The organism is Devosia sp. 67-54 (genome assembly GCF_001899075.1).
In the GTDB taxonomy this organism is placed as follows: domain Bacteria; phylum Pseudomonadota; class Alphaproteobacteria; order Rhizobiales; family Devosiaceae; genus Devosia_A.
Genome location: NZ_MKVA01000009.1, coordinates 249,781 through 272,918 on the forward strand (window position 1 = coordinate 249,781; position 23,138 = coordinate 272,918).

The window sequence follows — 23,138 nt, forward strand, 5'->3', positions numbered from 1 at the left end:
TCTTCGGTCATGATCGGCTATCTCGTCCGCCGTATTTTCGCGGTGATCCCGGTGCTGCTGCTGGTGGCGGTGGCCGTGTTCTCGCTGCTGCAGCTGACGCCGGGCGACCCGGCGCAGCTGATCGCCGGCGACACGGCCACGCCCGAGCAGATCCAGGCGATCCGCGAGAAACTGCACCTCGACCAGCCGCCGCTGGTGCAGGCCATGGCCTGGGGCTCGGCGCTGGCCCATGGCGATCTCGGCACGTCGCTGCTGTCCGGCGTGCCGGTGACGACGCTGATCGCGCAGCGCATCGAGCCGACGCTGATGCTGGCGCTGCTCACCATCATCCTCGCGGTGTGCGTGGGCGTGCCACTGGGCACGTTCGCCGCGACGCGGGTCGGCAGCCTGATCGACCGGCTGGTGATGCTGCTGTCGGTGATGGCGTTTTCGGTGCCGGTGTTCATCCTCGCCTATGGGCTCGTCTATTTCATATCGCTGAAGCTGCACTGGCTGCCGGCGCAGGGCTACAAGCCGCTCAGCGCCGGGCTCGGCGCGACGCTCAATTCGCTGATGCTACCGGCGGTGGCGCTGTGCGGCGTCTACATGGCGCAGATCGCGCGGGTGACGCGCGCCGCCGTGATCGAAGTGCTGACCGAAGATTTCATCCGCACGGCGCGAGCCAAAGGGCTGTCGCGGCTCTATGTGCTGATCGTGCATGCGCTGCCCAACGCGGCGATCCCCATCGTCACCATCATCGGCTTCGGCGTCGGCGGCCTGCTGGGCGGCGTCGTGGTGACCGAAACGGTGTTCAACATTCCTGGACTGGGGCAGCTGGCGGCGAGCGCCATTCTGCAGCGCGACTATCCCATCATCCAGGCGCTGACGCTGCTGTTCGCAGTGGTCTATGTGCTGGTCAATCTGCTGGTCGACTTGAGCTACGGGCTGTTCGACCCGCGCGTGCGGGTGTGGAAGGCGGTGAACCGATGACCGACGCCACCGCCGACACCGGCCGCGCCGCCTCGGCCCTGCAACAGGCGCTGGCACGGCCGCGCATTCTCGTGCCGGTGCTGATCCTTGTCGCCGCAACGGTACTGGCGCTGCTGGCGCCGGCGCTGATCGGCAACCCCTCCGGCATTAATCCGATGGCGCGCCTGCAAGCGCCGAGCCTCGCCAATTTGTTCGGCACCGACCAGTTCGGCCGCTCGGTGGCGGCGCGCACGCTGCACGGCACGCGCATCTCGCTGCTGGTGGGCGCGTCGGTGACGGTCGCGGCGCTGCTGATCGGGGTGACGCTGGGACTGCTGAGCGGATTCGTGGCCCGCGTCGACGCGGTGCTGATGCGGATCATGGACGCGATCATGTCGATTCCCACCATCCTGCTGGCCATCGCGCTGATGGCGCTGTTCGGGGCCGGCGTGTTCAATGCCATCATCGCCATCATCATCCCCGAGGTGCCGCGGATGGCGCGTGTGGTGCGCGGCGTGACGCTGTCGATCCGCGAGCGGCCCTATATCGAGGCGGCCATCACCAATGGCGCGCGGCCGCTGCGGCTGCTGTTCCGCCACGTGATGCCGATGACCGCCGGGCCGATGCTGGTGCAGGCGACCTATGTGTTCTCGGCGGCGGTGATCACCGAAGCGATCCTGTCGTTTCTGGGGGCCGGGGCGCCGCCCGACGTGCCGAGCTGGGGCAACATCATCTCGGAGGGACGCACGCTGTTCCAGATCGCGCCGTGGGTGGTGATCGCGCCCGGCGTCTGCCTGTCCATCCTCGTGCTGACGGTGAATTCGCTGGGCGACGCCATCCGCGACCAGCTCGATCCGAAACTGCGCCGCGAAACCCGATGAACATGTTACCCGCCAACCCGAAGCTGCCGCTGCTGGCGGTCGAAAACCTCTCGGTCGAGTTCCGCTCGGGCCGGCAGTGGGTGCCGGCCGTGTGCAACGTGAATTTCTCGGTCGAGCCCGGCGAGACGCTGTGCATCGTCGGCGAGTCTGGCTCGGGCAAGTCGGTATCAACTCTGTCGGTCATGGGACTGCTGCCGGAGCGCACGGCGCGGCGCAGCTCGGGCCGCATCCAGTTCGACGGACGGGCGCTGGAGACGCTCAGCGACGCCGAGATGACGGCGATCCGCGGGCGCGACATCGGCATGATCTTCCAGGAGCCGATGACGTCGCTCAACCCGGCGATGCGCATCGGCACGCAGCTGGCCGAGGTGGTGCGCCGGCACGCCGGAGCCTCGCCCCGCACGGCGCGGCGGCAGGCACTGGAGATGCTGGAGCGGGTGCGCATTCCCGACGCGGCCAGCCGGCTCGACGCCTATCCGCACGAGCTGTCGGGCGGCATGCGGCAGCGCGTGATGATCGCCATGGCGCTGATGTCGCGGCCGAAGCTGCTGATCGCCGACGAGCCAACGACGGCGCTCGACGTCACCATCCAGGCGCAGGTGCTGGCGCTGATCGCCGAGCTGAAGCGCGAATTTGGCACCTCGGTGATCCTCATCACCCACAATCTGGGCGTGGTGGCGGAGATGGCCGACCGCGTGGCGGTGTTCCGCGCCGGCGAGAAGGTGGAGGAGGCGCCGGTGGTCGAGCTGTTCGACCGGCCGCAGCATCCCTATACGCGGGCACTGCTGGCGGCGACGCCGCGCCTCGGCGGCGGCTCGTGGCGCGAAGGGCGGGTGCTGCAGACCATCGACGGCGCGCCGTCGCCATCGGTGATGCCGGCGCCAGCCGACGCCGGCACGGCGCTGCGCGCCAGCGGCCTCGGCAAGCGCTTCGGGCAGACCACGGGCTGGCTCGGCCGGCTGGCCAAGCCGATCCGCGCCGTGGACGGCGTGTCGCTGGAGCTGCCACGCGGGCAGACGCTGGCGATCGTCGGCGAGTCGGGCTGCGGCAAATCCACCCTGGCGCGCATGCTGATGCTGACCATCGCGCCGAGTGAGGGCGACATCGAGATCGACGGCCAGGCCACCGCCTCGCTGCGCGGCGAGGCGCGGCGGCTGGTGCGGCGGCGCATCCAGATGGTGTTCCAGGACCCGTTCGCGTCGCTGCACCCGCAGATGACGGCGAAGCAGATCGTGGCGGAGCCGCTGGTCAATCTGGGAGGCGACGACAGCCGCACCATCGACGCCAAGGTGGCGCGGCTGTTCGATCTGGTGGGGCTGAGCCCGGCGATGCTCGGGCGGCATCCGTTCGAATTCTCCGGCGGGCAGCGCCAGCGCATCGCCATCGCCCGCGCCATCGTGCTCAACCCGGCGGTGGTGGTGGCGGACGAGCCGGTGTCGGCGCTCGACGTGTCGGTGCAGGCGCAGATCCTCAACCTGATGGCGTCGATCCAGCGCGAGCTGGGGCTGTCCTACATCTTCATCAGCCACGATCTGAGCGTGGTGGAGTATATCGCCGACACGGTGGCGGTGATGTATCTGGGGCGCATCGTCGAGCGAGCGCCACGGGCGGCGCTATATAGATCGCCGCTGCATCCCTACACCACGATGCTGTTCCAGTCGGTGCCCTCGCTCGACCCCAATGCGCGACGCTTCGGACACCGCATCGCCGCCAACGAGCTGCCGTCGCCGTCAAACATCCCGACCGGCTGCCGGTTCCGCACGCGCTGCCCGTTCGCGACCGAGCTGTGCGCGGCGTCGGACCCGGCGCTGGCGGCGCAGGACAACGGGCACGAGGTGGCGTGCCACTATCCCGGCATCGCCACGCAGGACGGCCAGGCCAGGATGAGCGAGCTGGCATGAGCGTCGAAATCCGCCGCAGCGCCGCGCATTGGGGGGCGTTCCGCGCCGAGATTGTCGACGGCGTGGTGCGGCGGACGCTGCCATTCGAGCACGACAGGCACCCGTCGGCGCTGGTCGAGGCCATACCTGCGGCGCTCTACGCGGCCAACCGCATCCGCCGGCCGGCGGTGCGGCGCGGCTATCTCGAACGCCGCACGGCCAGCCGGGCGCGCGGCAGCGAGCCGTTCGTCGAGGTGGGGTGGGACGAGGCGCTGGCGCTGGTCGGCGACGCGCTCGAAAGCGTGCGCGCGCGACACGGCAACGAGGCGATCTTCGGCGGTTCCTATGGCTGGGCCAGCGCCGGGCGGGTGAACCATGCGCGCACGCTGGTGCACCGCTTCCTCAACCTGTTCGGCGGCTCGGTCGGGCAGGTGACAAACTACAGCTGGGGCGCCGCCGAGGTGCTGCTGAAGCGCATCGTGGGCAACCGCGAGGCGGTGTCGGGGCCGGTGACCGACTGGCAGAGCATCGTCGAGGCGACCGGCACCATGCTGATGTTCGGCGGCGCTAACCCGAAGAATGCCCGCGTGACTTCGGGCGGCGGCGGCTCGCACGATTTCGTGCCGTGGCTGGAGCGGGCGGCGCGCGCCGGGGTGAAGTTCATCGTGGTGAGCCCTGACCGCGAGGACGCGCCGGCCTTCCTCAACGCCGAGTTCATCCCCATCCGACCCAACACCGACACGGCGATGATGTTGGCGTTGGCACATGTGGTGGACCAAAGCGGGCGCACCGACACCGGCTTTCTCGGGCGCTACACGGTGGGCTACCGGCAGTTCCGCGCCTATCTGCGCGGCGAGACGGACGGCGTGGCGAAGACGCCGGCCTGGGCCGAGGCGATCACCGACGTGCCTGCGGCGACCATCGCCGGGGTGGCGCGGCAGATCATGAGCCAGCGCAGCATGCTGACGGCGACGTGGTCGCTGCAGCGCGCCGACCACGGCGAGCAGCCCTACTGGGCGCTGGTGACGCTGGCGGCGATGCTGGGCGAAATCGGCCTGCCCGGCGGCGGCTTCGGCTTCGGCTACGGCTCGATCAACGGGCTGGGCAACCCGCGCCTGCCGGTGAGCGTGCCGGCGATGCCGGAGGGGCGCAACCCGCTGCGGCGCGACATCCCGGTGTCGCGCATCACCGACCTGCTGCTGCGGCCAGGCGAAACCATCGCCTTCGACGGGCGCGAGGTGACGTTCCCCGAGATCAAGCTGATCTACTGGGCCGGCGGCAACCCGTTCCACCATCACCAGGATCTCAACCGGTTGCGGCAAGCGTGGCAGCGGCCGGAGACGATCATCGTGCAGGAGCCGTGGTGGACGCCGACGGCGCGGCAGGCCGACATCGTGCTGCCAGCGACGACCGCCTATGAGCGGGACGACCTCGCCGCCTCGTCGCGCGACCGCTACATCCTCGCCATGCAGCAGCTGGTGTCGCCGCTGCACGAGGCGCGCAACGACTACGACATCTTCACCGCGCTGGCCGCCCGCTTCGGCTTCGTCGAGGCCTATACCGAAGGCCGGACGATTTCGCAGTGGACGCGGCATCTCTACGACGAGGCGCGCAGGCGCGCCGCGGCGCAGGACCTCGAGCTGCCCGATTTCGAGACGTTCTGGGCGCGGGGTCACGTGCAGACGCCGGACGCGGCGACGCCTTTCGTGCTGTTCGAGGCGTTCCGGCGCGACCCGGAGGCCAACCCGCTGGCAACGCCATCGGGCCGCATCGAGATCTTTTCGGAGACCATCGCGGGCTTCGGCTATGCCGACTGCCCCGGCCACGCCAGCTGGATCGAGCCGGTGGAATGGCTCGGCGCGCCGCTGGCGACGCGCTACCGGCTGCACCTGGTCACCAGCCAGCCCGGGACCAAGCTGCACAGCCAGCAGGACGGGGTGGGGGTCAGCGCCGCGGCCAAGGTGGACGGCCGCGAGGTGCTGGCGATGCACCCGGCCGACGCCGCGCAGCGCGGCCTGCGCGACGGCGACGTGGTGCGGGCCTTCAACGACCGCGGGGCATGCCTCGCCTCGCTGTCGGTGTCGGAGATGATGATGCCGGGCGTGGTGCGGATGCCGACCGGCGCCTGGTACGACCCCGAGGACTATGCCGATCCCGCGGCGCTCGAAAAGGCCGGCAACCCGAACGTGCTGACGCGCGACGCCGGCACCTCGTCGCTGGCGCAGGGGCCATCGCCGCTGTCGGTGCTGGTGGAGGTAGAGCGCGCCGCGACGACGCCGCCGGTCAGCGCGCATGCCGTTCCCCCCATCGTTGCAAGGAGCCACCCATGAGCGCCACAGCCCCGACGCCGGTTGCGCCGCAGTTCGATGCCGGCATCGCGCCGGGCCGGCGCATCGGCCTCGTGGTGCTGTCGAGCGACCAGGTGGGCGAGGCGGCGTTCCGCGGCATCGTCGAGGCGGCCGGGGCACACTGCTTCAGCACCCGGGTACTGTACCGCTACAGCGAGAGCCGCGAGGACGAGGAGGACCGCGAGCTGGCCGAGGCGGTGGGCCAGATCCTGCCCGAAGCGGGGATCGACGTGCTGGCCTATAGCTGCACCTCGCGCTCGGCGCAAAAGGGCGAGCAGGCGATGATCGATCTTCTGGCCGGGGCCCGCCCCAGCACGCCCGCCACGACGCCGCTCACCGCGGCGCAGGCGGCGCTGACGCGGCTCGGGGCGCGGCGCATCGCCGTTGTGTCACCATACAAGCGGAGCGTGCACGAGACGGTGGTGCGGGCCGCGTCGGCGGGCGGGCGCGAGGTGGTGCGATCGTCTTGCTTCGACTTGGGGCTTGGCACCGATTTCGCGCGGCTGCAGCCGGAGATAATCGCGCAGGCGGCGATCGCGGCGGCGGGCGACGACACCGACGCGGTGTTCATCTCCTGCACCGGCATCCGCGCCACGGCGGGGATCGAGCAGATCGAGGCGGCGACCGGCCGGCCGGTGGTAACCAGCTCGCAGGCGCTCGCCTGGCATGCGCTGCAGCTCATCGGCATGCCGGACGCACCCGGCCCCGGCCGGCTTTTCGCAAGGAACCGCTGATGCTGCCCCGCTTCGACCATCTCATCTTCGTCGTCGACGACCTTGCTGCGGCGGCGGCGCGCTTTGCGGGGCTGGGCTTTGCCATCACCGAGCGGGCCGACCGCGAGGCCGGCCCCACGGAGAACCGGCTGATCTGCTTTGCCGATGGCAGCTATATCGAGCTGGTGCGCTTCCGCGACCCGGCGCTGCTACGCACGCACCGCTTCGCGCCGGTCGCCGATGGCGGCTGGGCCGACTACGTGCTGCGCATCGACGACCTGACGGCGGCGCATGCCGCGATTACCGACGACGGACAGCCCACCTCCCCGATCCGCAAGGTACAAAAGACGCTGGCCGACGGCGGCAGCTGGGAGGTCTGGCTCAGCCATTTCGGCCGCGGCGTGGGCGATCCGGCCATGCCGATGCTGGCGGAAGACCGCACGGCGCACAATCTGCGCGTGCCCGACACGCAGGTGGTGCACCCGAACGGCGCCACCGGCATCGCCGGCGTGCGCATCGCGGTGGACGATCTCGCCGCTTCGAGCGCGCGGCTCTGCGCCGTGCTGAGCCCGGTGCCGGCCGCTGGCGCGGGCGGCGGGCAACGCTTCGCCACCGCCGCCGGCTGGGTGGAGCTGCTGCAGCCGGCGCCGGGAACGGCGGAGGCGGCGCGGCTGCAAACGGTGGGCCCCGGCATCATCGACGTCACGCTGGCCGGCCCGCGGCCGGCAATCATCGGCAACGCTCCCTAGTCATCAGGCATCAACCAGGAGGATAGCCTCGTGCTCAACGAACTGCATTCCAATTACGTCGATGGGCATTTCGCCGTGCCGAAGGGCGCGGCGCGCATCGACGTGCTCAACCCGTCGCGAAACGCGGTGATCTCGGGCATTCCGGACTCGCCCGTCGCGGTGGTGGACGAGGCGGTGGCGGCGGCGACCGCGGCGCAGAAGAGCTGGGCCCGGCTGGCGCCGATCGAGCGCGCCAGCCTGCTGCGGCAGGTGGCGGCGCGCATCCGCGCCAATACCGACGAGATCGCGCGGGCGATCTCGGAGGAGCAGGGCAAGATCCTCGGGCTGGCCAAGGTGGAGGCCAATTTCACCGCCGACTACATCGACTACATGGCGGAATGGGCGCGCCGCATCGAGGGCGAGATCATTCCCTCGGACCGGCGCAACGAGACCATCTTCCTGCACCGCCAGCCGATCGGGGTGGTGGCCGGCATCCTGCCGTGGAACTTCCCGTTCTTCCTCATTGCCCGCAAGATGGCGCCGGCGCTGCTGATCGGCAACACCATCGTCATCAAGCCGAGCGAGGAAACGCCCAACAACGCGGCGATGTTCAGCCGGCTGCTGGCCGAGACCGACATGCCGCGCGGCGTGTTCAACCTGGTGTTCGGGCGCGGGCCGAGCGTGGGCCAGGCGCTGGCCAGCCACCCGGGCGTCGGCATGGTGAGCTTCACCGGCAGCGTGACCACCGGCTCGGCCATCATGGCGGCGGCGGCGCGCAACATCACCAAGGTCAACCTCGAGCTGGGCGGCAAGGCGCCGGCCATCGTGACGGCGGACGCCGACCTCGAGCTCGCCGCCGGCGCGATCAAGGATTCGCGCATCATCAACAGCGGGCAGGTGTGCAACTGCGCCGAGCGCGTCTATGTCGACCGCAAGGTGGCCGACGCCTTCATCGCCAAGCTGACGGCGAAGATGAAGGCGTCACGCTTTGGCGACCCGCTCAAGGACGAGACGGTGGACATGGGACCGCTGATCAACGCCGCCGCCAGCCAGAAGGTGAAGGCGATGGTGGACAAGGCGGTGGCCGACGGCGCCGAGGTGGTGACCGGGGGCACGCCCAACAGCGAAAGTGACGGCTTCTTCTTCGAGCCGACGGTGATCGCCGGGGCGCGGCAGGACATGGAGATCATGCGCAAGGAGATCTTCGGGCCGGTGGTGCCGGTGGCGGTGTTCGACGACCTGGACCAGGCCATCGACATGGCCAATGACTGCGAGTACGGCCTCACCTCGTCGATCTATACGCGCGACCTCGGGGCGGCGATGAAGGCCAGCCGCGAGCTGAAGTTCGGCGAGACCTATGTCAACCGCGAGAATTTCGAGGCGATGCAGGGCTTCCATGCCGGGCAGCGCAAATCGGGCATCGGCGGGGCCGACGGCAAGCACGGCATCTACGAATACACCACCACCCACACGGTCTACATCGAGACCTGATCTCGCCGCTTCATCGCGGGTCGCCGCACTCGGCGGCGGCCCGATCTGGCACTAAGAGAGCAGCGTTCCAGTCTCTTCAAACGATCTTGCGGTCGGCGGCGCGGTGGCAACGCTGGTGAAGATGGCACTACGAGGGCCGTCTCGACCAGGCCAAGGCTGCTGCGTAGCTCCTTGATGGCAGTGTCCGAGGCGGTGATACGCCAGTAGCTTCATGGCCACACCGGTGCGGCCCCTGCGTTTCGCCGGCGCAAACCGGTACGGTCGTCGAGGCCGCGTATTCGGCCGGCGCCACCAACTCTGACGGAGCAGCAGGCTTGGCCCTTTCGGTCACGGCCACGGCGAACCGCTTCACCGCCGCGATTTCGGCCCTCTACAGTCGCCTCAGCCGGCCACGGCTGGTGACAACACAACGCTCTCAGCAGCAGTCTCCGGCCGGTCGACGGCGATCGTGTGCATGAGATCTGCCACTATACGACGAACGCAACGGTCGGGGACGCGGGCGAGTGCGCTTAGAATCCTACTGGTCCAACGCGCAGGCACAAACTCTCCGCCGCAGCGGCATTCGTTCACGCTGCGCGCAACAGCATCCCGAAAAGATCACGCGGATCATCGGGATCGGCAACGAGATCCAGTTGCTCGGCCAGCTCGATCCGCCCGATCTGGTCCCGCACGTAGCGCAGGGCCGCGTAGTCCTCGACGGCAAACCCGACCGAGTCGAACAAGGTGATCTGGCGCGCATCGGTACGTCCCCGCGCTTCGCCAGCCAGCACTTGCCACAGCTCCGTTACCGGATGGTCAGGCGGCATTTGCTGCAACTCGCCCTCGATCCGCGTCTGCGGCGCATATTCGACGAAGATGTCGGAGCGCCGCAGGATGTCGGCATGCAGCTCCGTCTTGCCAGGGCAGTCGCCGCCAACGGCGTTGATGTGAACGCCGGCGCCGACCATGTTGTCGGTCAGGATGGTGGCGTGGCGCTTGTCGGCGGTGGCCGTGGTGATGATCTCGGCTCCGGCGACCGCCTCCTCCGCCGACGCGCAAATCTCGATCGCAAAGCCCAAGCCATCGAGATTGCGCTGGCATTTTTCGCTCGCAGCCCGGTCGATGTCGTAGAGCCGCAGCCGGCCGACGCCGAGCACGGTTCCGAAGGCGAGCGCCTGGAATTCCGCCTGGGCGCCATTGCCGATCAGCGCCATGGTGCCGGCTCCGGGCGGCGCGAGCAGACGCGCGGCAAGCGCCGAGCTTGCTGCCGTGCGCAGCGCCGTGAGGATCGTCATCTCACTCAGCAGCAGCGGATAGCCCGTCTCGACATCGGCGAGCACACCGAAGGCCGTGACAGTCTGCCGGCCGCTGTGCACATTGCCGGGGTGGCCGTTGACGTATTTGAAGCCATAGAGGACGCCATCGCTGGTCGGCATCAGCTCGATGACGCCGGCATGACTGTGCGACGCGATCCGAGGTGTCTTGTCGAAGCTGCGCCAGCGCCGGAAATCCGCCTCGATGTAGCCGGCGAGCTCCGCCAGCATGCGGCCGACTCCAATCGCATGCACGAGCCGTATCATGCGCTCGACACTAACGAACGCCACCTGGCTCAGCGGACCTGGAGATGACGCTGTCATGGACGCATCGCCGCCGCCTGCGGCGCGAACAGCTCCAGATCGGCCCAGCTCATGCGCGCGAGCACGCTGAGCCAGCGCTCGGCGCCGCTGCCGACTGCCTGGTTGACGACGATGCGCCCGAACAGATTGACGAGTTGCAGCGCCTCTGCTGAGGCGATGCCGATCTCGTCGCGGAGCAGCATCACCAGATCGTGCATGGCCGCGGCGACATTGTCCTCGAGGCTGGTGCGCGACACGCAGCCGAGGACGCCCAATCCCTCGCCGTCGCTGATGCGGGGCGCCGGCAACGGGCGATCGGGGTGTCGCTCGAGACGGATGCGCACGGTCACGTCCGCACTGGTCTCGAGCGCCGTTCCGGTCAGTTCGCCCTCCCCCATCAGCGCATGCACGTCGCCGAGCGACAGCAACCCGCCCAGCACGTTGACCGGCAGCAGCATCGTCGCGCCCGGCCGCACATGCGGGCAGTCGAGATTGCCGCCGTGACCGGCGCCATAGAGCAGCGAGCTCAGCGCCCGCCCCGCCGGCGCGGTGCCGATGGTGCCGATCATCGGCTGCGCGCGGCAGATGCGCGTGGTCCCGCCGATGCGCAGATGCACGGACTCGCCCTCGATCTCGGCGATGGTGAGGACCGGCGCCGCGGCGTCGGCGAAGGCCGCGCCACCGAAACCGGCCGCCCAGTCATGCGCGACATGGGTGACGGCGTAGCGTTCCCGCCGGCCGAGGGCGATATCGACGATATCGACCGCCAGCCGGTCGCCGGGCTCGGCACCCTCAACGAAGATCGGCGCGTTCACCGGATTGTAGCGCCCGCCGATATAATCCAGAATGTCGTTCTCGTCGCGCAGCGTCGGCGCGCCTGCCCCGAGGCGATTGGAAAAGCAGTCCAGCGTCTCGATGACGATGGTGGCGCCCGGCTCGACCACCAATGCCGGCTCCGCCGCGGCGTCGAACACATATTGGTGCCGCGCTGCCGGCACATGCGCGGCCCTGGGCGTGAAGAGGCCGTTCACGACGCGGCCTCCTGCACCTTGCCGCGCGCCGCGGCGATCAGCCGCCGCGTGTAATCGTCCCGCGGCGACCGGAACACGGCAGCGGTATCGCCCTCCTCGACGATGCGGCCGCGATTCATCACATGCGCGCGGTCGGCGAGGTTGTAGGCCGACGGCAGGTCATGCGTGACGATCAAGGTGCTCATGCCACGCTCCGTGCGCAGCCGGCGGAAGAGCTCGAGAATGCCGGCCCGGATCGAGGGATCGAGCATCGACACCGGCTCGTCGGCAACCAGCAGCTCAGGCTCGAGCACCAGCGCGGCAGCAATGGCGACACGCTGGCGCTGCCCGCCCGAGAGCGTGTGCGGATGCCGCCCCAGGAACGCGTCCGCCGGCGCGAGGCCGACGAAGCCGAGGGCTTCGACGATGCGGGCCTGCCGCTCCGCGCGTGTGCCAAGCCGATGGATAGCGAGCCCTTCCAGCAGAATCTGCTGCACCGTCATGCGCGGATTGAGCGCTTCCGACGGGTCCTGGAAGATGAGCTGCACGCGCCGCCGCCAGGCTTGGCGCTCGCTGGCGCCGAGCGTGTCCACCGGTCGCCCGCAGAACCGCACGGCTCCGGCACTTGGAGCCTGCAGGCCCAGAGCTGTGCGCACGATGGTTGTCTTACCCGACCCGGAGGCGCCGATCAGGGCCACGATCTCGCGACGGCCGACGGCAAAGCTCACATCATTGACGGCGATCGTCCGCGGTCCGCGTCCGAACAGTCCGCCCCCGATAAAAGCCACGAGACATGATCGAGCTCGAGCAGATTGCGGTCGTCGCTCATGGCGCCTCCGTCAGCTCGAAGCGCGGCAAAGCGGTGATCAGGTCGCGAAGATGCACATGTGTCGGCCGCGCCATGAGCTCGCCCACCGCGCCGCAGGCAACCATTTCCCCTGCCTGCATGACCGCGAGGTCGCCGGTCATGTGGCTGACGAGCTGCAAATCGTGGCTGACCAGAACCAGCGTCAGCCCAAGCTGAGCGCTGAGCGAGAACAGCAGCTCGACGATCTCGGCCTGCACGATGGGGTCGAGCGCCGTGGTCGGCTCGTCGGCCAGCAGGATTTTCGGCGCGCAGGCGAGCGCGAGCGCGATGACCGCGCGCTGGCGCATGCCGCCCGAAAGTTGATGCGGATAGGCCGCAGCGACCGAGGTCGGCAGGCGTACCATGGCAAGAAGGTCTTCGACCCGCCCCCGCGCCGCGACCGGCGTCGAACCGTGAAATCTGAGGACCGCGCCGAGTTGCCGGCCGATCGTACGGACCGGACTGAACGGATTGGACGAGGCTTGGAACACCATCGCAGCCCGCCGCCAGCGCAAGGCGTTGAACTCCGCCTCAGGCCCCTGCAGCACATCGACCCCGTCAACCACGAGCCGGCCGCTGACTTCCGCCGTCGGCGGCAGCAGGCCGAGCATGGCCAGCAGCAACGTTGACTTGCCGCTGCCCGACTCGCCAATGATCGCGAGGTGAGCGCCCGGCTCGAGCGCCAGGCTCACGTCGCGCACCGCATGCACTTCGCGCGCGCCGGCGCAGATCCACACATTGAGGTGCTCGATCTCGATCATCGGCATCAGCGCGACCTTTCCCCACGCAGGCGGAAAGAGCGGATGCGCAGGTCCGTTGCCCTGAGCCGCGGATTCAGCGCCTCCTCGAGACTTTGGGCGAGCCAGTAGCAGGCGGTGATGACGAGTCAGATGCAAAGCCCCGGCGGCACGATCATCCACCACGCGCCATTGAGCATGGCGTCGCGCTGGAAAGCGAAGCGGATCATCGTCCCCCAGGAGAGCAAATCCGTGCCACCCAGCCCGAAAAACTCGAGCGCCGCCTGGGTAAGCACGGCAAGAGCCACCGCCAGCGAGCCGGTCGTGCCGATCAGAGGCAGCACCTGGGGCAGAATGTGGCGGAGTAAAATATGCAGGTGCCCGGCTCCGAGCGATCGCGCCCGCTGCACATAGAGCCGCTCGCGCCCGGACTTGACCTGCGCGCGCACCACGCGGGCCGTCGTTGACCACAGCAGCAGGCCGATGACGAGAATCGTGTGGTCCAGCCCGGGACCGAGAATGGCAGCGGCCGCCCGAGAACGTTGTTATAGTACCAGACCATCTTGACGTTGGTCTCGTTGGCGTCCGAGCCCGAAAGGCCGAAATAGACCCGCGCCATATGCTGCGGCGCGCGCTCGAGCACCATATGCGCCAGCGTGATCGACGCTTCGGTGCCGTGTCCGACATAGGCATGATACTAGGCAAGCTCGCGCGCCTGCTCGGCAATGGCGTCGGCGATTTCACGCCGGCCATAGCCGACATTGACGCAATAGAGTCCGGCGAAGGCGTCGAGCAGGCGCCGGCCGTCGCGATCCTCGATATAGACCCCCTCGCCGCCGGTGACGATGCGACCTTGCCTTTCGCCGCGCGCATGCTGGCCGAGATGGGTCGAGGGATGGAAGAACGAGTCGCGGTCCCAGCGATCGAGTTGGTCGTTGCTCAGCATGGCGCTTCCTTTGCATCACGTCGCTGACGGCGGGGCCTATGTGACCTCGATGGAGATCCCTGAGCCCCAGCTCGAAGCCTTCGCACCGTATCGGGTCGCATTGCGCGTCAGCGCTTCGGGCGTGTCGATCCGCTGGCGAAGATAGCCACGCCTTGACAGACGCTGACACCAAACTGAGCACCCGCGGCCGATGAAGCATCTGCTACGAGGCAGTTTTGGCGACGATTCGTCTAAGCCTCCGGCAGGAGCCGCTGCAACGGCAACGGCGTCTGTTTCACCGGAGCGGTCACCACATAAGTGTAGTAGCGCTTGATGCCGACGTCGCGGCCGAGCAGCGCGTCGATGAGATCCTGGTATTCGGCCAGATGCCGCACCACGATCTTGCACAGATAGTCCATGCCACCGCCGATGGCCCAGCATTCGGTGATTTCTGGCATCTTCCCCACTACCTGCTCGAAACGCTGGAAGTCGGCCTTGCGATGGCTGTCGAGCTCAATCTCAACGAAGACGATGACCATCGGCCCGAATGTCTTGAGCGAAATCTGCGCGCCATAGCTCTCTATGATTCCGGCGCGTTCCAGCCGCTGCAGACGTTCCCAGCAGGGCGTCGCCGACAGATTGACCCGCGCCGCCAGGGCCGCCTTGGAAATACGACCCTCGCGCTGCAGGATTTCGAGAATCCTGACGTCGCGCGCATCGAGCCTCCGTGCGGCGATGCGGCTCTCGACCATGGATGCCTCCTTCGCATGTCCGTCGCCCGTTGAAGCTGTACAAGAGCAGTTCGAGACCACAAATCCGTTGCGCCCAGACCTTACGCGTCCGGCGTCCGGAGGTTGTGATCGCGGGGCGTGGGTTTCCAGTGCTACTTGCCCAGGATCAGAAAGAGCACGGCTTTGCCGCCTTTGACAGCGGCAGTCGACAATCTGCGATCAAAGCTCGCCAGACGCCCGCCATTCGCTTTCGCAAGCGCGAGCAGATAGGTGTCGGTGACCTGCGCCGAAGTGAGAATCTTGCGTGCATCGACGTGCTCGACACCAACCAGGCTCAGATTGTCAGGCCAGAAGCTGTGGCCCGGAAGAGTCCGGAGCTTCTCGACGATCGTTGCGACCAGAGCCGGCGACCCCGGAGAGTTGGGGTATTTCGGATTGCCAACAATCCGGATGACGCCACTTTCGGTCAAGGGACAGGTGGACCATGACGCCCTGCCCTCTGCTTCGAACCAGCGATGCGCGTCCTCATGCGCGACATGGCCAGGATCAATCAACGCGATCAGGACATTAACGTCCAGCAGAAAGGTCACGGCAACTCATCGCGCAACGCATTGACCGTCTCCAGCGTGACTGGGGGCGTGCCCGATCTTGCTTTCAGCAGCGGGATGCCATTGCGTTCGCCGCCGCCTGCAGGTCGGCGCAGGGAGCGGCGCGCGAGATCGGAAATAACCTCACCCATGCTCCGATCCTGCTGTCGCGCCATCGCCTTGGCCGCTTCGAGCACGTCGTCATCGATCGCCAGTGTCGTTCTCATCTCTGATCGTCCTAAGCGCGCATCAGTCATCACGCATCATATAATGCGAAAGCCGAAACTGCTCAAGACCAGGCAGCGGCTCGGCAAGTGGGTGCTGCGTTCGGACGGGCCGGCGCTGACCAAGGCGGTGCTTGCGGATGCCGGCGTCACGTCCGCCGACGCATTGTCGAGCTGGCGCCGGGAATGGGGCTCACGGCGCAGCGCATGCTCGAGCACAGGCCACATTCATATGTCGGCGTCGAGCGCGCTGCCGAAGCTGCCGCCTTCATGCGCCAGCGTTTGCCGCCGAGCCCGAGCCTCGTGTACTGACCGGCACGGCCGAGCAGGCGGGACTTACCGAGGGGACCGCCAGCCTGGTCGTTGCCGAGGCAACGCTGACGCTCAACGCGCCGGCGCACAAGCAGGCGATCGCCGCGGAGGCTTTCCGTATCCTCCGGCCTGGCGGGCGCTATGCCATCCACGGGCTCGCCATCGTGCCCGACGGCGTCGCCGATGGCGTCAAAATCGAGACGACGCTGTCGCGCTCCATCCATGTCGGCGCTGGTGCAGTCGGGTAATGGCGCTGGTCGAGGTGTGCGACCGCTATCTCCTCGAAACCTGGAGCCGCTACGGCCAGACCGAGCGCCGCATCCTCGTGGCCCAGCAGGTAGGCCTCTACTCAAGCGCGTGTGTCTGCCGCCCGACCGAGCGAGCCCCTGTGGGTGAAGGCAGCAGGATGCGGGCATAGCCCGCACGAAGGCATGCGGCGGGCGATGAACAGGCCGGTTTGCGGCGGCGTGCCCGTCAGTCCCGGCCGGTGAGATCCCACCAGCGCTGGTCGAGGCAGAGAAACCGGTCGGCCTCGTCGGATGGGTAGCCGGTCGCTGGGCGGGGCGATGCGCCTCGCGGCTTCGATTGAACTCTGCGCTGATTCAGCTAGATGGGAATACACGGTTCGTTGAAAACTCCGCAACTGGTTGCGTGAAGCGGTCACGAATCCCCAATGCTGGCCCACGTCACATCGCGCTCCAGGCGATTGAGCCTTTGCCTGCTCAACCAGCTCTCGCCTTGGCCGTGTGGAAAGAACTGATCCCAGTGACGTTGTTTTTGGGCGGATCACCCGGCAAGTATACGACCCAGCCCAGCATGGTTGCGTACCAGCTGCTCTGACGATCGTGACGCTTCGGTCGGCCAACGCTCTGCACGATCAAGCCGCCCATGACCTTGAAGTTTCGTTGTGATGGGGCCTTCGATGTGGAGGTCGGCGATTCTCATCGCCAGATGTTGCAGGTTCGGCAGGAACGGCGATGCGCTTGGGCATTATTGGAGCAGGTCTTATCGCGGCGAGGCATATCGCAGCTTTGGCCGAGGCCGATCCGGACGTTTATCCGGTCGCATTCCTGTCGCGTTCGGTGGAAAAAGCCGCGCAGGCGGCACGCAGCTTCGGCGGCGAGGCGTTCGACACAGTGCAGGCGTTCATAAGGCAGGGACGGCCGGATGCCGTGATCGTCACGGTGCCTCCCAGCCAGCATGGGCCGATCGAACTCGCGCTGGCGGAAGCGGGAATTCCGTTCCTCGTTGAAAAACCCATCGGCCTGGACGACGCGATTCCCGATCGCATTGCGGACACCCTGTCGCGGCGCAATCTGGTCGCAGCGGTCGGCTACAACTGGCGCGCTCTCGACACGCTTGCCGCTGTGCGACGGCAGATTGAGCAGACACCGATCCGCATGGTCATTGGACGCTTTCACATCGGCACGCCGCTGACGCCGTGGTGGCGTTTCGAGGCGCACAGCGGCGGCCAGATGTTGGAGCAGGCCTGCCACCTCATCGACCTGTCCCGATATTTGGCAGGCGCGGGCCAATTGCTGGCGGCAGCCGGAACCCGCGGGGCGCTGCCTGGAGTACCGGACGGCGATGTTGCCGGGACGAGCGCGGCACTGTTCCTGTTTGGCGGCGTACCTGGCGTGATCACCGCCGCCTGCGTGCTGCCGAACGGTCCCGGCGCGGAGCTGCGGCTGATCTGCGAGGGCTGCGAGATCGCGATCGGCCTTGCCGGTGTCACGATTGTCCGCGGGCGGGAGAGCAGCCATACGGCGTCGGGCACCAGCAGCTACGCGCTGCAGGATCGTGCCTTCTTCGACGCGGTGCGCCGCAACCGTCCCGACGTGGTGCTGTGCCCCTATGACGATGCGCTCGCGACGCATCGTCTGGCCCTCGCCGCCGCTCGGCAGATCCGGCAGAACTAGCGCCGTTTTCGACAACTTCGACCAGCGCACCGGAATCTCGTTGACCGGCTCGCATATTCGTGATTGCTTAAACCAAAATAACGAATATCGTTCAGCATTGCTGAATGTATGGGAGGTAAAGCTGTCCGACCGCCTCACCTTGTCCGAGGGCGACCTGCTGCGGTTGCGCCGGTTCTCGACGCCGACCGTCTATAATGGCTGGGAGCAGATCAGCGCCGTGGACCGCCGCGGCGTCGTCAATCGCGAGGATGTGCGGGATTTCATGCCGCAGTTCGGCGCGATGGTCGGTTATGCGGTGACGCTCGAGGTCGAGCCGAGCAATCCCGACCATCTGACGCACAAGGACGCGCCCCAGGCCTACCGGGCTTATCTGGAGAGCGTGCCCGGGCCGAAAATCGTCATCGTCAAGGACGCCGACAGCCCCGGCATCATCGGCACCTATGTGGGCGAGGTGAATGCCAGCCTGCATCGGGCGCTCGGCTGCGTCGGCATCATCACCGACGGTGGCATCCGCGACGTGGTCGAGATGACCTCGCTCGGCTTCAAGGCGCTGGCGCGGCGGCTGTGCGTCGGCCACGCCTATGCCTGGCCGGTGCGTTGGGGGCACGAGGTCGAGGTCTTCGGCCTCACGATCCGCCCGGGCGAGCTGGTGCATGCCGACCAGCACGGCTTCATGGTCATTCCGGAGCAAGACCAGACCGGCGTTTTGGCGGCAACCCAGTTCATGGACGCCAATGAGTGCACTTCGGTGATCGAGGCTGGCCAGCCGCTACGCGGCCGCAGCATGGCCGAAACGCGGGCGGCGATGGTCGAGGCAGAACGACGTTTCGGCGAGGCTGCCCGCCGGCAGTTCGGCAAGTCCGGCGAATGGTGAGAGCAGGGACCTCCGGCTGGCGCCGGGGACAATCGGAAAGCAACCCAAAGGGAGGGGACGGTATGCGTGTCAGGCTGAACAAATGGCTGGGTGCTGCGGCACTGGCGTTGATGGCAGGGGCCATCGGGGTCGGCGCCACGACCGGCGCAACTTACGCGCAGACGCAGCAGATCAAGCTGGTCGACAATTTCATGGCATGGAGTCTATCGGATTACGAGGCGGCGACCGGCAAGACCGTCCCCGCCTTCAAACAGTCGCCACAGTTCGACGCCGCAGTCGCGAACGGTACGCTGCCGCCGGTCGCCGACCGGCTACCGGTGCGCGAAGATGTAATGGTGGAGCGGCCGCGCGACGCCGTCGGCACCTATGGCGGCACCATCCGCTACAACGCCACCAATCCGCAATCGTTCGGTAATATCGGCTACTCGGCCTGGGACGCCCAGCTCGCCGGCTTCACCACCAATTGGGAAATCGTCTATCCCGATATCGCCCGCAGCATCGACATGGCGCCCGACAACATGTCGGCCACGGTCAAGCTGCGCCGCGGCATGAAGTGGAGCGACGGCGTGCCGCTCACCGCCGACGACATCCTGTTCTTCTTCAACGATATCGCCGGCCAGGGCGATCTGCCGCCGCTGCCGGGGAACCTCGTGCTCGGCGGCAAGCCGACCACAGTGGAAAAAGTCGACGACTTCACGGTCATTTTCCATTTCCCAATTCCCAACCCGGCCTTCATCCTCAACGTCGCACGCGCCGAGGCGGGCTTCCCGCTGGCACCCGCGCACTACCTGAAGAAATGGCACAAGAAATATAATCCCGACGCTGAGGCGCTTGCCAAGAAGGAGGGCTTCTCGTCCTGGGTGGACGCCTTCGTTTCGCACCAGAATGGACAGGTCTCCGACTTCCAGGTCGATCCCAACCTGCCGGTGCTGAAGCCGTGGATCCTGTCGCAGGTGGACCAGTTCGGCAACGAGTACTTCAAGCGCAATCCGTTTTACTGGAAGGTCGACACCGAGGGCAACCAATTGCCCTATATCGATGAGCAGGTGCGCATGCTCATCGCCGACCCCGAGGTGGTGAAGTTGGACGTGCAGTCGGGCCAACTCGACTATGCCGACAAATTCGCACAGGCCGATCTGCCGGTGCTCAAGGCTGGCGAGAAGACCGGCAACTACACCACGATGCTGTTCCGTGCCGACCAGGGCGCGGCGATGAAGTACCAGTTCGACATCACCGTGGACGACCCGGTGCTGCGCGACATCTTCAATGACATCCGCTTCCGCGAAGCGATGTCGCTGGCGGTCAATCGGCCCGAGATCAACGACACCATCTTCTTCGGCCTGGGCGTTCCGCGCCAGTGGGGTGTCTCGTCCGCCTCGCCGCTCTATGAGGATTGGGAAGGCCAGTATTTCGCCGACTACGACGTGGCCAAGGCCAACGCCCTGCTCGACGAGATGGGGCTGAAGAAGGGGCCGGACGGGGTCCGCCTGCGGCCCGACGGCAAGCCGCTGCGCCTCGTGCTCGACGACGCGGTCAACCGCGTGCAGCTCTCCGAGCTGATCGCTGAATACTGGACGGCGGTGGGCGTACCGACGCAGGTCAACACCATCACCAGAGAGGCGTTCCAGCAGGCGGTCATCGCCAACCAGGTGCAGGCGTCGGTCTGGTTCGCCGACGTGGTGTCGGAAAAGGACATGTATACGCGGCCGATCTGGTTCCGGCCGCCCTACGGCCTCGACACCAATCCCGTCGGCGGCGGCCTCGCCTGGCGGCAATGGGAGCTGACCAACGGCGCGCAGGGCGAAAAGCCCCCGGCCGAGTACGAGGCGCAGCAGAAGCTGGTGACGCAGTGGCAGTCGACGCCAATTGGATCTGACGACTACTACAAGCTGGGCAAGGAAGTGGTGGCCAACACGGTCAAGCAGATGCTGCACATCGGCACCGTGGGCGAGGTCCCGTACATCTACACCCGCTCGAACCGCATCAAGAACTTCCCCGGCGAGAACACGCTGTTCATCGACCATACGCGCGGGGCGCATTCCGAGCAGTGGTATCTCGCCAACTGACCTTTCGCGACCAGCGGCCCGGGCGGCGATGCGCGTCCGGGCCATCCCCTTTCCGCAACACAGCAACCGCCGCGCGCAGCGGCACCAGGGTCCAGCGATGCCTCCCCGTCTCAGCCAGGTCAAATACCAGCCCGAACTCGCCCGCTCCTATCTGGGCAGCCCGAGCGTCGTCCGTCTCGCCGACGGCGCCCTCGTCGTCAGCCACGATTATTACGGCGTGGGCTGCCCGCGGAACCATGAGTCCGAGGAAAGCCTCACCTCCATCTATCGCTCCGAGGACGATGGCGCGACCTGGGTGAACATCACCCACATCATGAACTGCTACTGGAGCACGCTGTTCGTGCATGAGGGCGTGCTCTACATCTTCGGCACGTCACAGCAATATGGCTCGATCGTCATCCGCCGCAGCGACGATGGCGGCTATACGTGGACGCATCCGACAGGTCCCGAGAATGGTTGGCTGTTCGCCGGCGGCTATTATCACGACGGGCCGAACTATCATTGCGCGCCGGTGGCGGTGACGATCCATAACGGGCGCATCTACAAGGCGTTCGAGGATTGCACGCCCTGCGTGTGGGGCACCGGCTTCCAGGCCTGCGTCGTGTCGGCTCCGGTCGGCGCCAATCTGCTCGACGCGGCCAACTGGACGATGAGCAACAAGCTGCCCTACGATCCGGCCTGGGTGCCCAAGGAGTGGGGCCGCACCCTGAAGCCGGGCTGGCGCGAGGGCAATGTGGTGGCCGATCCGGACGGGCAGCTCTGGGACATCCTGACCTTCGAAGCCGGGCCGCTCGAAGCCGAGAAGGCGGCGCGGATTCGTATCGAAGATGACGGCAAGCGGATCGTTTTCGATCCGGCGCGGGACTATTTCGATCTGCCCGGCTGCAAGGCCAAGCTGACGATCCGGCGCGATCCGGTCAGCGGGGAATACCTGACCATCGGCAACGCCCTCGACGATATCGAGGTGCTGCGGAAATGGGCGCGCGAGGAGGACGACAGCTTCACGCGCTTCCACAAGGATCATTCCATGCGCCAGCGCAACAAATCCTATCTGCTGGCGTCCAAAGATCTGTGGCACTGGCGGCGGGTGAAGCTGCTGATCAAGGACGACACCGGGCTTGGCCGTGAAGATTCGATCCGGCTGACGGGATTCCAGTACACGGACTGGCAGTTCGACGGGCCCGACGACCTCATCTACGCGGTGCGGTGCGGCTATCGCGGCGCGGCCAATTTCCACGACGCCAACCGCATCATGTACGGCACCGTTCCAAATTTCAGGACGCTGCTCTAGCAGCGCCTCCGTTCTCGGTCTGTGAGGGGCAGCGATGCTTTCCTATATCGTTCGTCGCCTAGGCTACATGGTCGTAGTCCTGATCCTCATCTCGATCGTCTGCTTCTACATCATCAATCTGCCGCCCGGCAGCTTCATCGAGACTTTCGCGACGCAGCTCGAGGCGTCGGGCGCGCCAGCTAGCCAGGCTCAGCTTGACTATCTGACAGTGCGCTACGGCCTCGACCAGCCCCTGATCGTGCAATACTGGAACTGGATCATCCCGCTCGTCACCCATGGCGATTTCGGCTTCTCGTTCGAGTGGCAGCAGCCGGTCTGGTCGCTGATCGCGGACCGGCTGTGGCTGACCATCATCGTCTCGCTGGTTTCGATGGTGTTCGTCTACGCGGTGTCGATCCCGGTGGCGGTCTATTCGGCGACGCACCAATATTCTGCCGGCGACTATGCAGTCAGCTTCCTGGGGGTGATCGGTCTCGCCGTTCCCAACTTCCTTCTGGCGCTGGTGCTGCTTGTGGCATCGGCGCGCCTTTTCGGCATCACGCCAACCGGGCTGTTCTCCCCCGAATATATGAATGCGCCTTGGAGTTGGGGGCGCTTCGTCGACCTGCTCATCCATCTGCCGGTTCCGGTCGTCGTGGTGGGTCTCGCCGGCACAGCGGCGACGATCCGAATCCTCCGTTCGCAACTCCTAGACGAATTCCAGAAGCAATACGTCGTCACCGCCCGTGCCAAGGGCGTCCCGGAGGGCCGGCTGCTGTTCAAATACCCGTTCCGGGTGGCGCTCAATCCGATCATCTCGACGGCGGGGCACTTGCTGCCCGAAATCGTCTCCGGATCGACCATCGTCGCCATCGTTCTAGGCCTGCCTACGATCGGTCCGCTGCTGCTGCGCGCCATCATCGCGCAAGACACCTATGTCGCGGCCAGCTCGCTGATGCTGCTGGGCGTCCTGACGGTCGTCGGCGTCGTGTTGTCGGACATCCTGCTTGCGGTGCTCGATCCGCGCGTGCGGATGGGCAGGTCGAATTGAG

The 23,138-nt window shown here is 66.9% G+C and carries 21 protein-coding genes and 1 pseudogene; 13 read left to right on the forward strand and 9 right to left on the reverse strand.

The genetic code is table 11. The features are described 5' to 3' along the window. The first annotated feature begins 9 nt into the window (after window positions 1-9). From BGO82_RS16370 to aldA, 7 genes are read left to right on the forward strand one after another with little or no spacing between them, the layout of a single operon-like run. Entirely contained in the window at window positions 10-969 is a 960-nt protein-coding gene (locus tag BGO82_RS16370) for an ABC transporter permease (protein ID WP_291306685.1), read from the forward strand. After that, the gene (locus tag BGO82_RS16375; RefSeq protein ID WP_291306686.1) at window positions 966-1,829 is read left to right on the forward strand and encodes an ABC transporter permease; all 864 of its coding nucleotides are present in this window, start codon (window positions 966-968) and stop codon (window positions 1,827-1,829) included. The genes BGO82_RS16370 and BGO82_RS16375 overlap by 4 nt, the downstream gene beginning before the upstream one ends. Continuing rightward, window positions 1,826-3,730, forward strand: a complete 1,905-nt coding sequence (locus tag BGO82_RS16380; protein WP_291306687.1) for an ABC transporter ATP-binding protein — start codon at window positions 1,826-1,828, stop codon at window positions 3,728-3,730. The genes BGO82_RS16375 and BGO82_RS16380 overlap by 4 nt, the downstream gene beginning before the upstream one ends. Next, the gene (locus BGO82_RS16385) at window positions 3,727-6,039 is read left to right on the forward strand and encodes a molybdopterin-dependent oxidoreductase (protein ID WP_291306688.1); all 2,313 of its coding nucleotides are present in this window, start codon (window positions 3,727-3,729) and stop codon (window positions 6,037-6,039) included. The genes BGO82_RS16380 and BGO82_RS16385 overlap by 4 nt, the downstream gene beginning before the upstream one ends. Then, window positions 6,036-6,791 carry a hypothetical protein gene (locus tag BGO82_RS16390; RefSeq protein ID WP_291306689.1) on the forward strand — a complete coding sequence of 252 codons (756 nt, stop codon included), beginning with the start codon at window positions 6,036-6,038 and terminating at the stop codon, window positions 6,789-6,791. Before BGO82_RS16385 ends, BGO82_RS16390 begins: the two co-directional genes overlap by 4 nt. After that, window positions 6,791-7,519 carry a VOC family protein gene (locus BGO82_RS16395; protein ID WP_291306690.1) on the forward strand — a complete coding sequence of 243 codons (729 nt, stop codon included), beginning with the start codon at window positions 6,791-6,793 and terminating at the stop codon, window positions 7,517-7,519. Before BGO82_RS16390 ends, BGO82_RS16395 begins: the two co-directional genes overlap by 1 nt. Before the next feature lie 30 nt (window positions 7,520-7,549). After that, window positions 7,550-8,989: an aldehyde dehydrogenase gene (gene aldA / locus BGO82_RS16400; RefSeq protein ID WP_291306691.1), complete on the forward strand. Its 1,440-nt coding sequence runs from the start codon at window positions 7,550-7,552 to the stop codon at window positions 8,987-8,989. A 566-nt stretch (window positions 8,990-9,555) separates the two neighbouring features. Here aldA and BGO82_RS16405 read toward each other — a convergent pair. From BGO82_RS16405 to BGO82_RS16445, 9 genes and pseudogenes are all read right to left on the reverse strand, one after another. Next, on the reverse strand, window positions 9,556-10,605 hold the full coding sequence (locus BGO82_RS16405; protein ID WP_291306692.1) for an ornithine cyclodeaminase: 1,050 nt from the start codon (window positions 10,603-10,605) through the stop codon (window positions 9,556-9,558). Beyond that, complete coding sequence (locus BGO82_RS16410) at window positions 10,602-11,615, reverse strand: acetamidase/formamidase family protein (protein ID WP_291306693.1); 1,014 nt, start codon at window positions 11,613-11,615, stop codon at window positions 10,602-10,604. Before BGO82_RS16410 ends, BGO82_RS16405 begins: the two co-directional genes overlap by 4 nt. Further along, window positions 11,612-12,382 (reverse strand): ATP-binding cassette domain-containing protein, encoded by a 771-nt coding sequence (locus BGO82_RS16415; RefSeq protein WP_291306694.1) that lies wholly within the window; start codon window positions 12,380-12,382, stop codon window positions 11,612-11,614. The genes BGO82_RS16410 and BGO82_RS16415 overlap by 4 nt, the downstream gene beginning before the upstream one ends. A gap of 37 nt (window positions 12,383-12,419) precedes the next feature. Further along, complete coding sequence (locus BGO82_RS16420; protein WP_291306695.1) at window positions 12,420-13,202, reverse strand: ABC transporter ATP-binding protein; 783 nt, start codon at window positions 13,200-13,202, stop codon at window positions 12,420-12,422. A 125-nt stretch (window positions 13,203-13,327) separates the two neighbouring features. Continuing rightward, window positions 13,328-13,699, reverse strand: coding sequence for an ABC transporter permease subunit (locus BGO82_RS16425; RefSeq protein WP_366246970.1), 372 nt, complete (start codon window positions 13,697-13,699; stop codon window positions 13,328-13,330). A 5-nt stretch (window positions 13,700-13,704) separates the two neighbouring features. Beyond that, a pseudogene (locus BGO82_RS16430) lies at window positions 13,705-14,124 on the reverse strand (aminotransferase class III-fold pyridoxal phosphate-dependent enzyme); the annotation flags it as partial. 230 nt (window positions 14,125-14,354) lie between these two features. Next, window positions 14,355-14,855, reverse strand: coding sequence for an Lrp/AsnC family transcriptional regulator (locus tag BGO82_RS16435; RefSeq protein ID WP_291306696.1), 501 nt, complete (start codon window positions 14,853-14,855; stop codon window positions 14,355-14,357). Between the two features lie 131 nt (window positions 14,856-14,986). Next, the gene (locus BGO82_RS16440; protein ID WP_291306697.1) at window positions 14,987-15,424 is read right to left on the reverse strand and encodes a TA system VapC family ribonuclease toxin; all 438 of its coding nucleotides are present in this window, start codon (window positions 15,422-15,424) and stop codon (window positions 14,987-14,989) included. Then, complete coding sequence (locus tag BGO82_RS16445) at window positions 15,421-15,648, reverse strand: CopG family transcriptional regulator (protein WP_291306698.1); 228 nt, start codon at window positions 15,646-15,648, stop codon at window positions 15,421-15,423. The genes BGO82_RS16440 and BGO82_RS16445 overlap by 4 nt, the downstream gene beginning before the upstream one ends. A gap of 137 nt (window positions 15,649-15,785) precedes the next feature. Here BGO82_RS16445 and BGO82_RS21080 point away from each other — a divergent pair, with 137 nt between their 5' ends. The 6 genes from BGO82_RS21080 (at window position 15,786) to BGO82_RS16470 (ending at window position 23,137) form a co-directional block, all read left to right on the forward strand. Continuing rightward, window positions 15,786-16,205, forward strand: coding sequence for a class I SAM-dependent methyltransferase (locus tag BGO82_RS21080; protein ID WP_366246966.1), 420 nt, complete (start codon window positions 15,786-15,788; stop codon window positions 16,203-16,205). Between the two features lie 729 nt (window positions 16,206-16,934). Next, entirely contained in the window at window positions 16,935-17,876 is a 942-nt protein-coding gene (locus BGO82_RS16450) for a Gfo/Idh/MocA family oxidoreductase (protein ID WP_291306699.1), read from the forward strand. Window positions 17,877-17,973: 97 nt separating this feature from the next. Beyond that, window positions 17,974-18,750 carry an RraA family protein gene (locus BGO82_RS16455; RefSeq protein WP_291306700.1) on the forward strand — a complete coding sequence of 259 codons (777 nt, stop codon included), beginning with the start codon at window positions 17,974-17,976 and terminating at the stop codon, window positions 18,748-18,750. Between the two features lie 62 nt (window positions 18,751-18,812). Beyond that, on the forward strand, window positions 18,813-20,816 hold the full coding sequence (locus BGO82_RS16460; protein WP_291306701.1) for an ABC transporter substrate-binding protein: 2,004 nt from the start codon (window positions 18,813-18,815) through the stop codon (window positions 20,814-20,816). Window positions 20,817-20,913: 97 nt separating this feature from the next. After that, complete coding sequence (locus BGO82_RS16465) at window positions 20,914-22,107, forward strand: exo-alpha-sialidase (protein ID WP_291306702.1); 1,194 nt, start codon at window positions 20,914-20,916, stop codon at window positions 22,105-22,107. 34 nt (window positions 22,108-22,141) lie between these two features. Continuing rightward, complete coding sequence (locus BGO82_RS16470) at window positions 22,142-23,137, forward strand: ABC transporter permease (RefSeq protein WP_291306703.1); 996 nt, start codon at window positions 22,142-22,144, stop codon at window positions 23,135-23,137. Window position 23,138: the final 1 nt, after the last annotated feature.

Bases quoted from the DNA above. Each gene is read 5' to 3' on its own strand.
- BGO82_RS16370 (WP_291306685.1), top strand. From the start codon at position 10: ATGATCGGCTATCTCGTCCGCCGTATTTTCGCGGTGATCCCGGTGCTG.
- BGO82_RS16390 (WP_291306689.1), top strand. From the start codon at position 6,036: ATGAGCGCCACAGCCCCGACGCCGGTTGCGCCGCAGTTCGATGCCGGC.
- BGO82_RS16375 (WP_291306686.1), top strand. From the start codon at position 966: ATGACCGACGCCACCGCCGACACCGGCCGCGCCGCCTCGGCCCTGCAA.
- BGO82_RS16385 (WP_291306688.1), top strand. From the start codon at position 3,727: ATGAGCGTCGAAATCCGCCGCAGCGCCGCGCATTGGGGGGCGTTCCGC.
- BGO82_RS16460 (WP_291306701.1), top strand. From the start codon at position 18,813: ATGCGTGTCAGGCTGAACAAATGGCTGGGTGCTGCGGCACTGGCGTTG.
- BGO82_RS16380 (WP_291306687.1), top strand. From the start codon at position 1,826: ATGAACATGTTACCCGCCAACCCGAAGCTGCCGCTGCTGGCGGTCGAA.
- BGO82_RS16445 (WP_291306698.1), bottom strand. From the start codon at position 15,648: ATGAGAACGACACTGGCGATCGATGACGACGTGCTCGAAGCGGCCAAG.
- BGO82_RS16450 (WP_291306699.1), top strand. From the start codon at position 16,935: ATGCGCTTGGGCATTATTGGAGCAGGTCTTATCGCGGCGAGGCATATC.
- BGO82_RS21080 (WP_366246966.1), top strand. From the start codon at position 15,786: ATGCCGGCGTCACGTCCGCCGACGCATTGTCGAGCTGGCGCCGGGAAT.
- BGO82_RS16405 (WP_291306692.1), bottom strand. From the start codon at position 10,605: ATGACAGCGTCATCTCCAGGTCCGCTGAGCCAGGTGGCGTTCGTTAGT.
- BGO82_RS16420 (WP_291306695.1), bottom strand. From the start codon at position 13,202: ATGATCGAGATCGAGCACCTCAATGTGTGGATCTGCGCCGGCGCGCGC.
- BGO82_RS16465 (WP_291306702.1), top strand. From the start codon at position 20,914: ATGCCTCCCCGTCTCAGCCAGGTCAAATACCAGCCCGAACTCGCCCGC.
- BGO82_RS16435 (WP_291306696.1), bottom strand. From the start codon at position 14,855: ATGGTCGAGAGCCGCATCGCCGCACGGAGGCTCGATGCGCGCGACGTC.
- BGO82_RS16395 (WP_291306690.1), top strand. From the start codon at position 6,791: ATGCTGCCCCGCTTCGACCATCTCATCTTCGTCGTCGACGACCTTGCT.
- BGO82_RS16470 (WP_291306703.1), top strand. From the start codon at position 22,142: ATGCTTTCCTATATCGTTCGTCGCCTAGGCTACATGGTCGTAGTCCTG.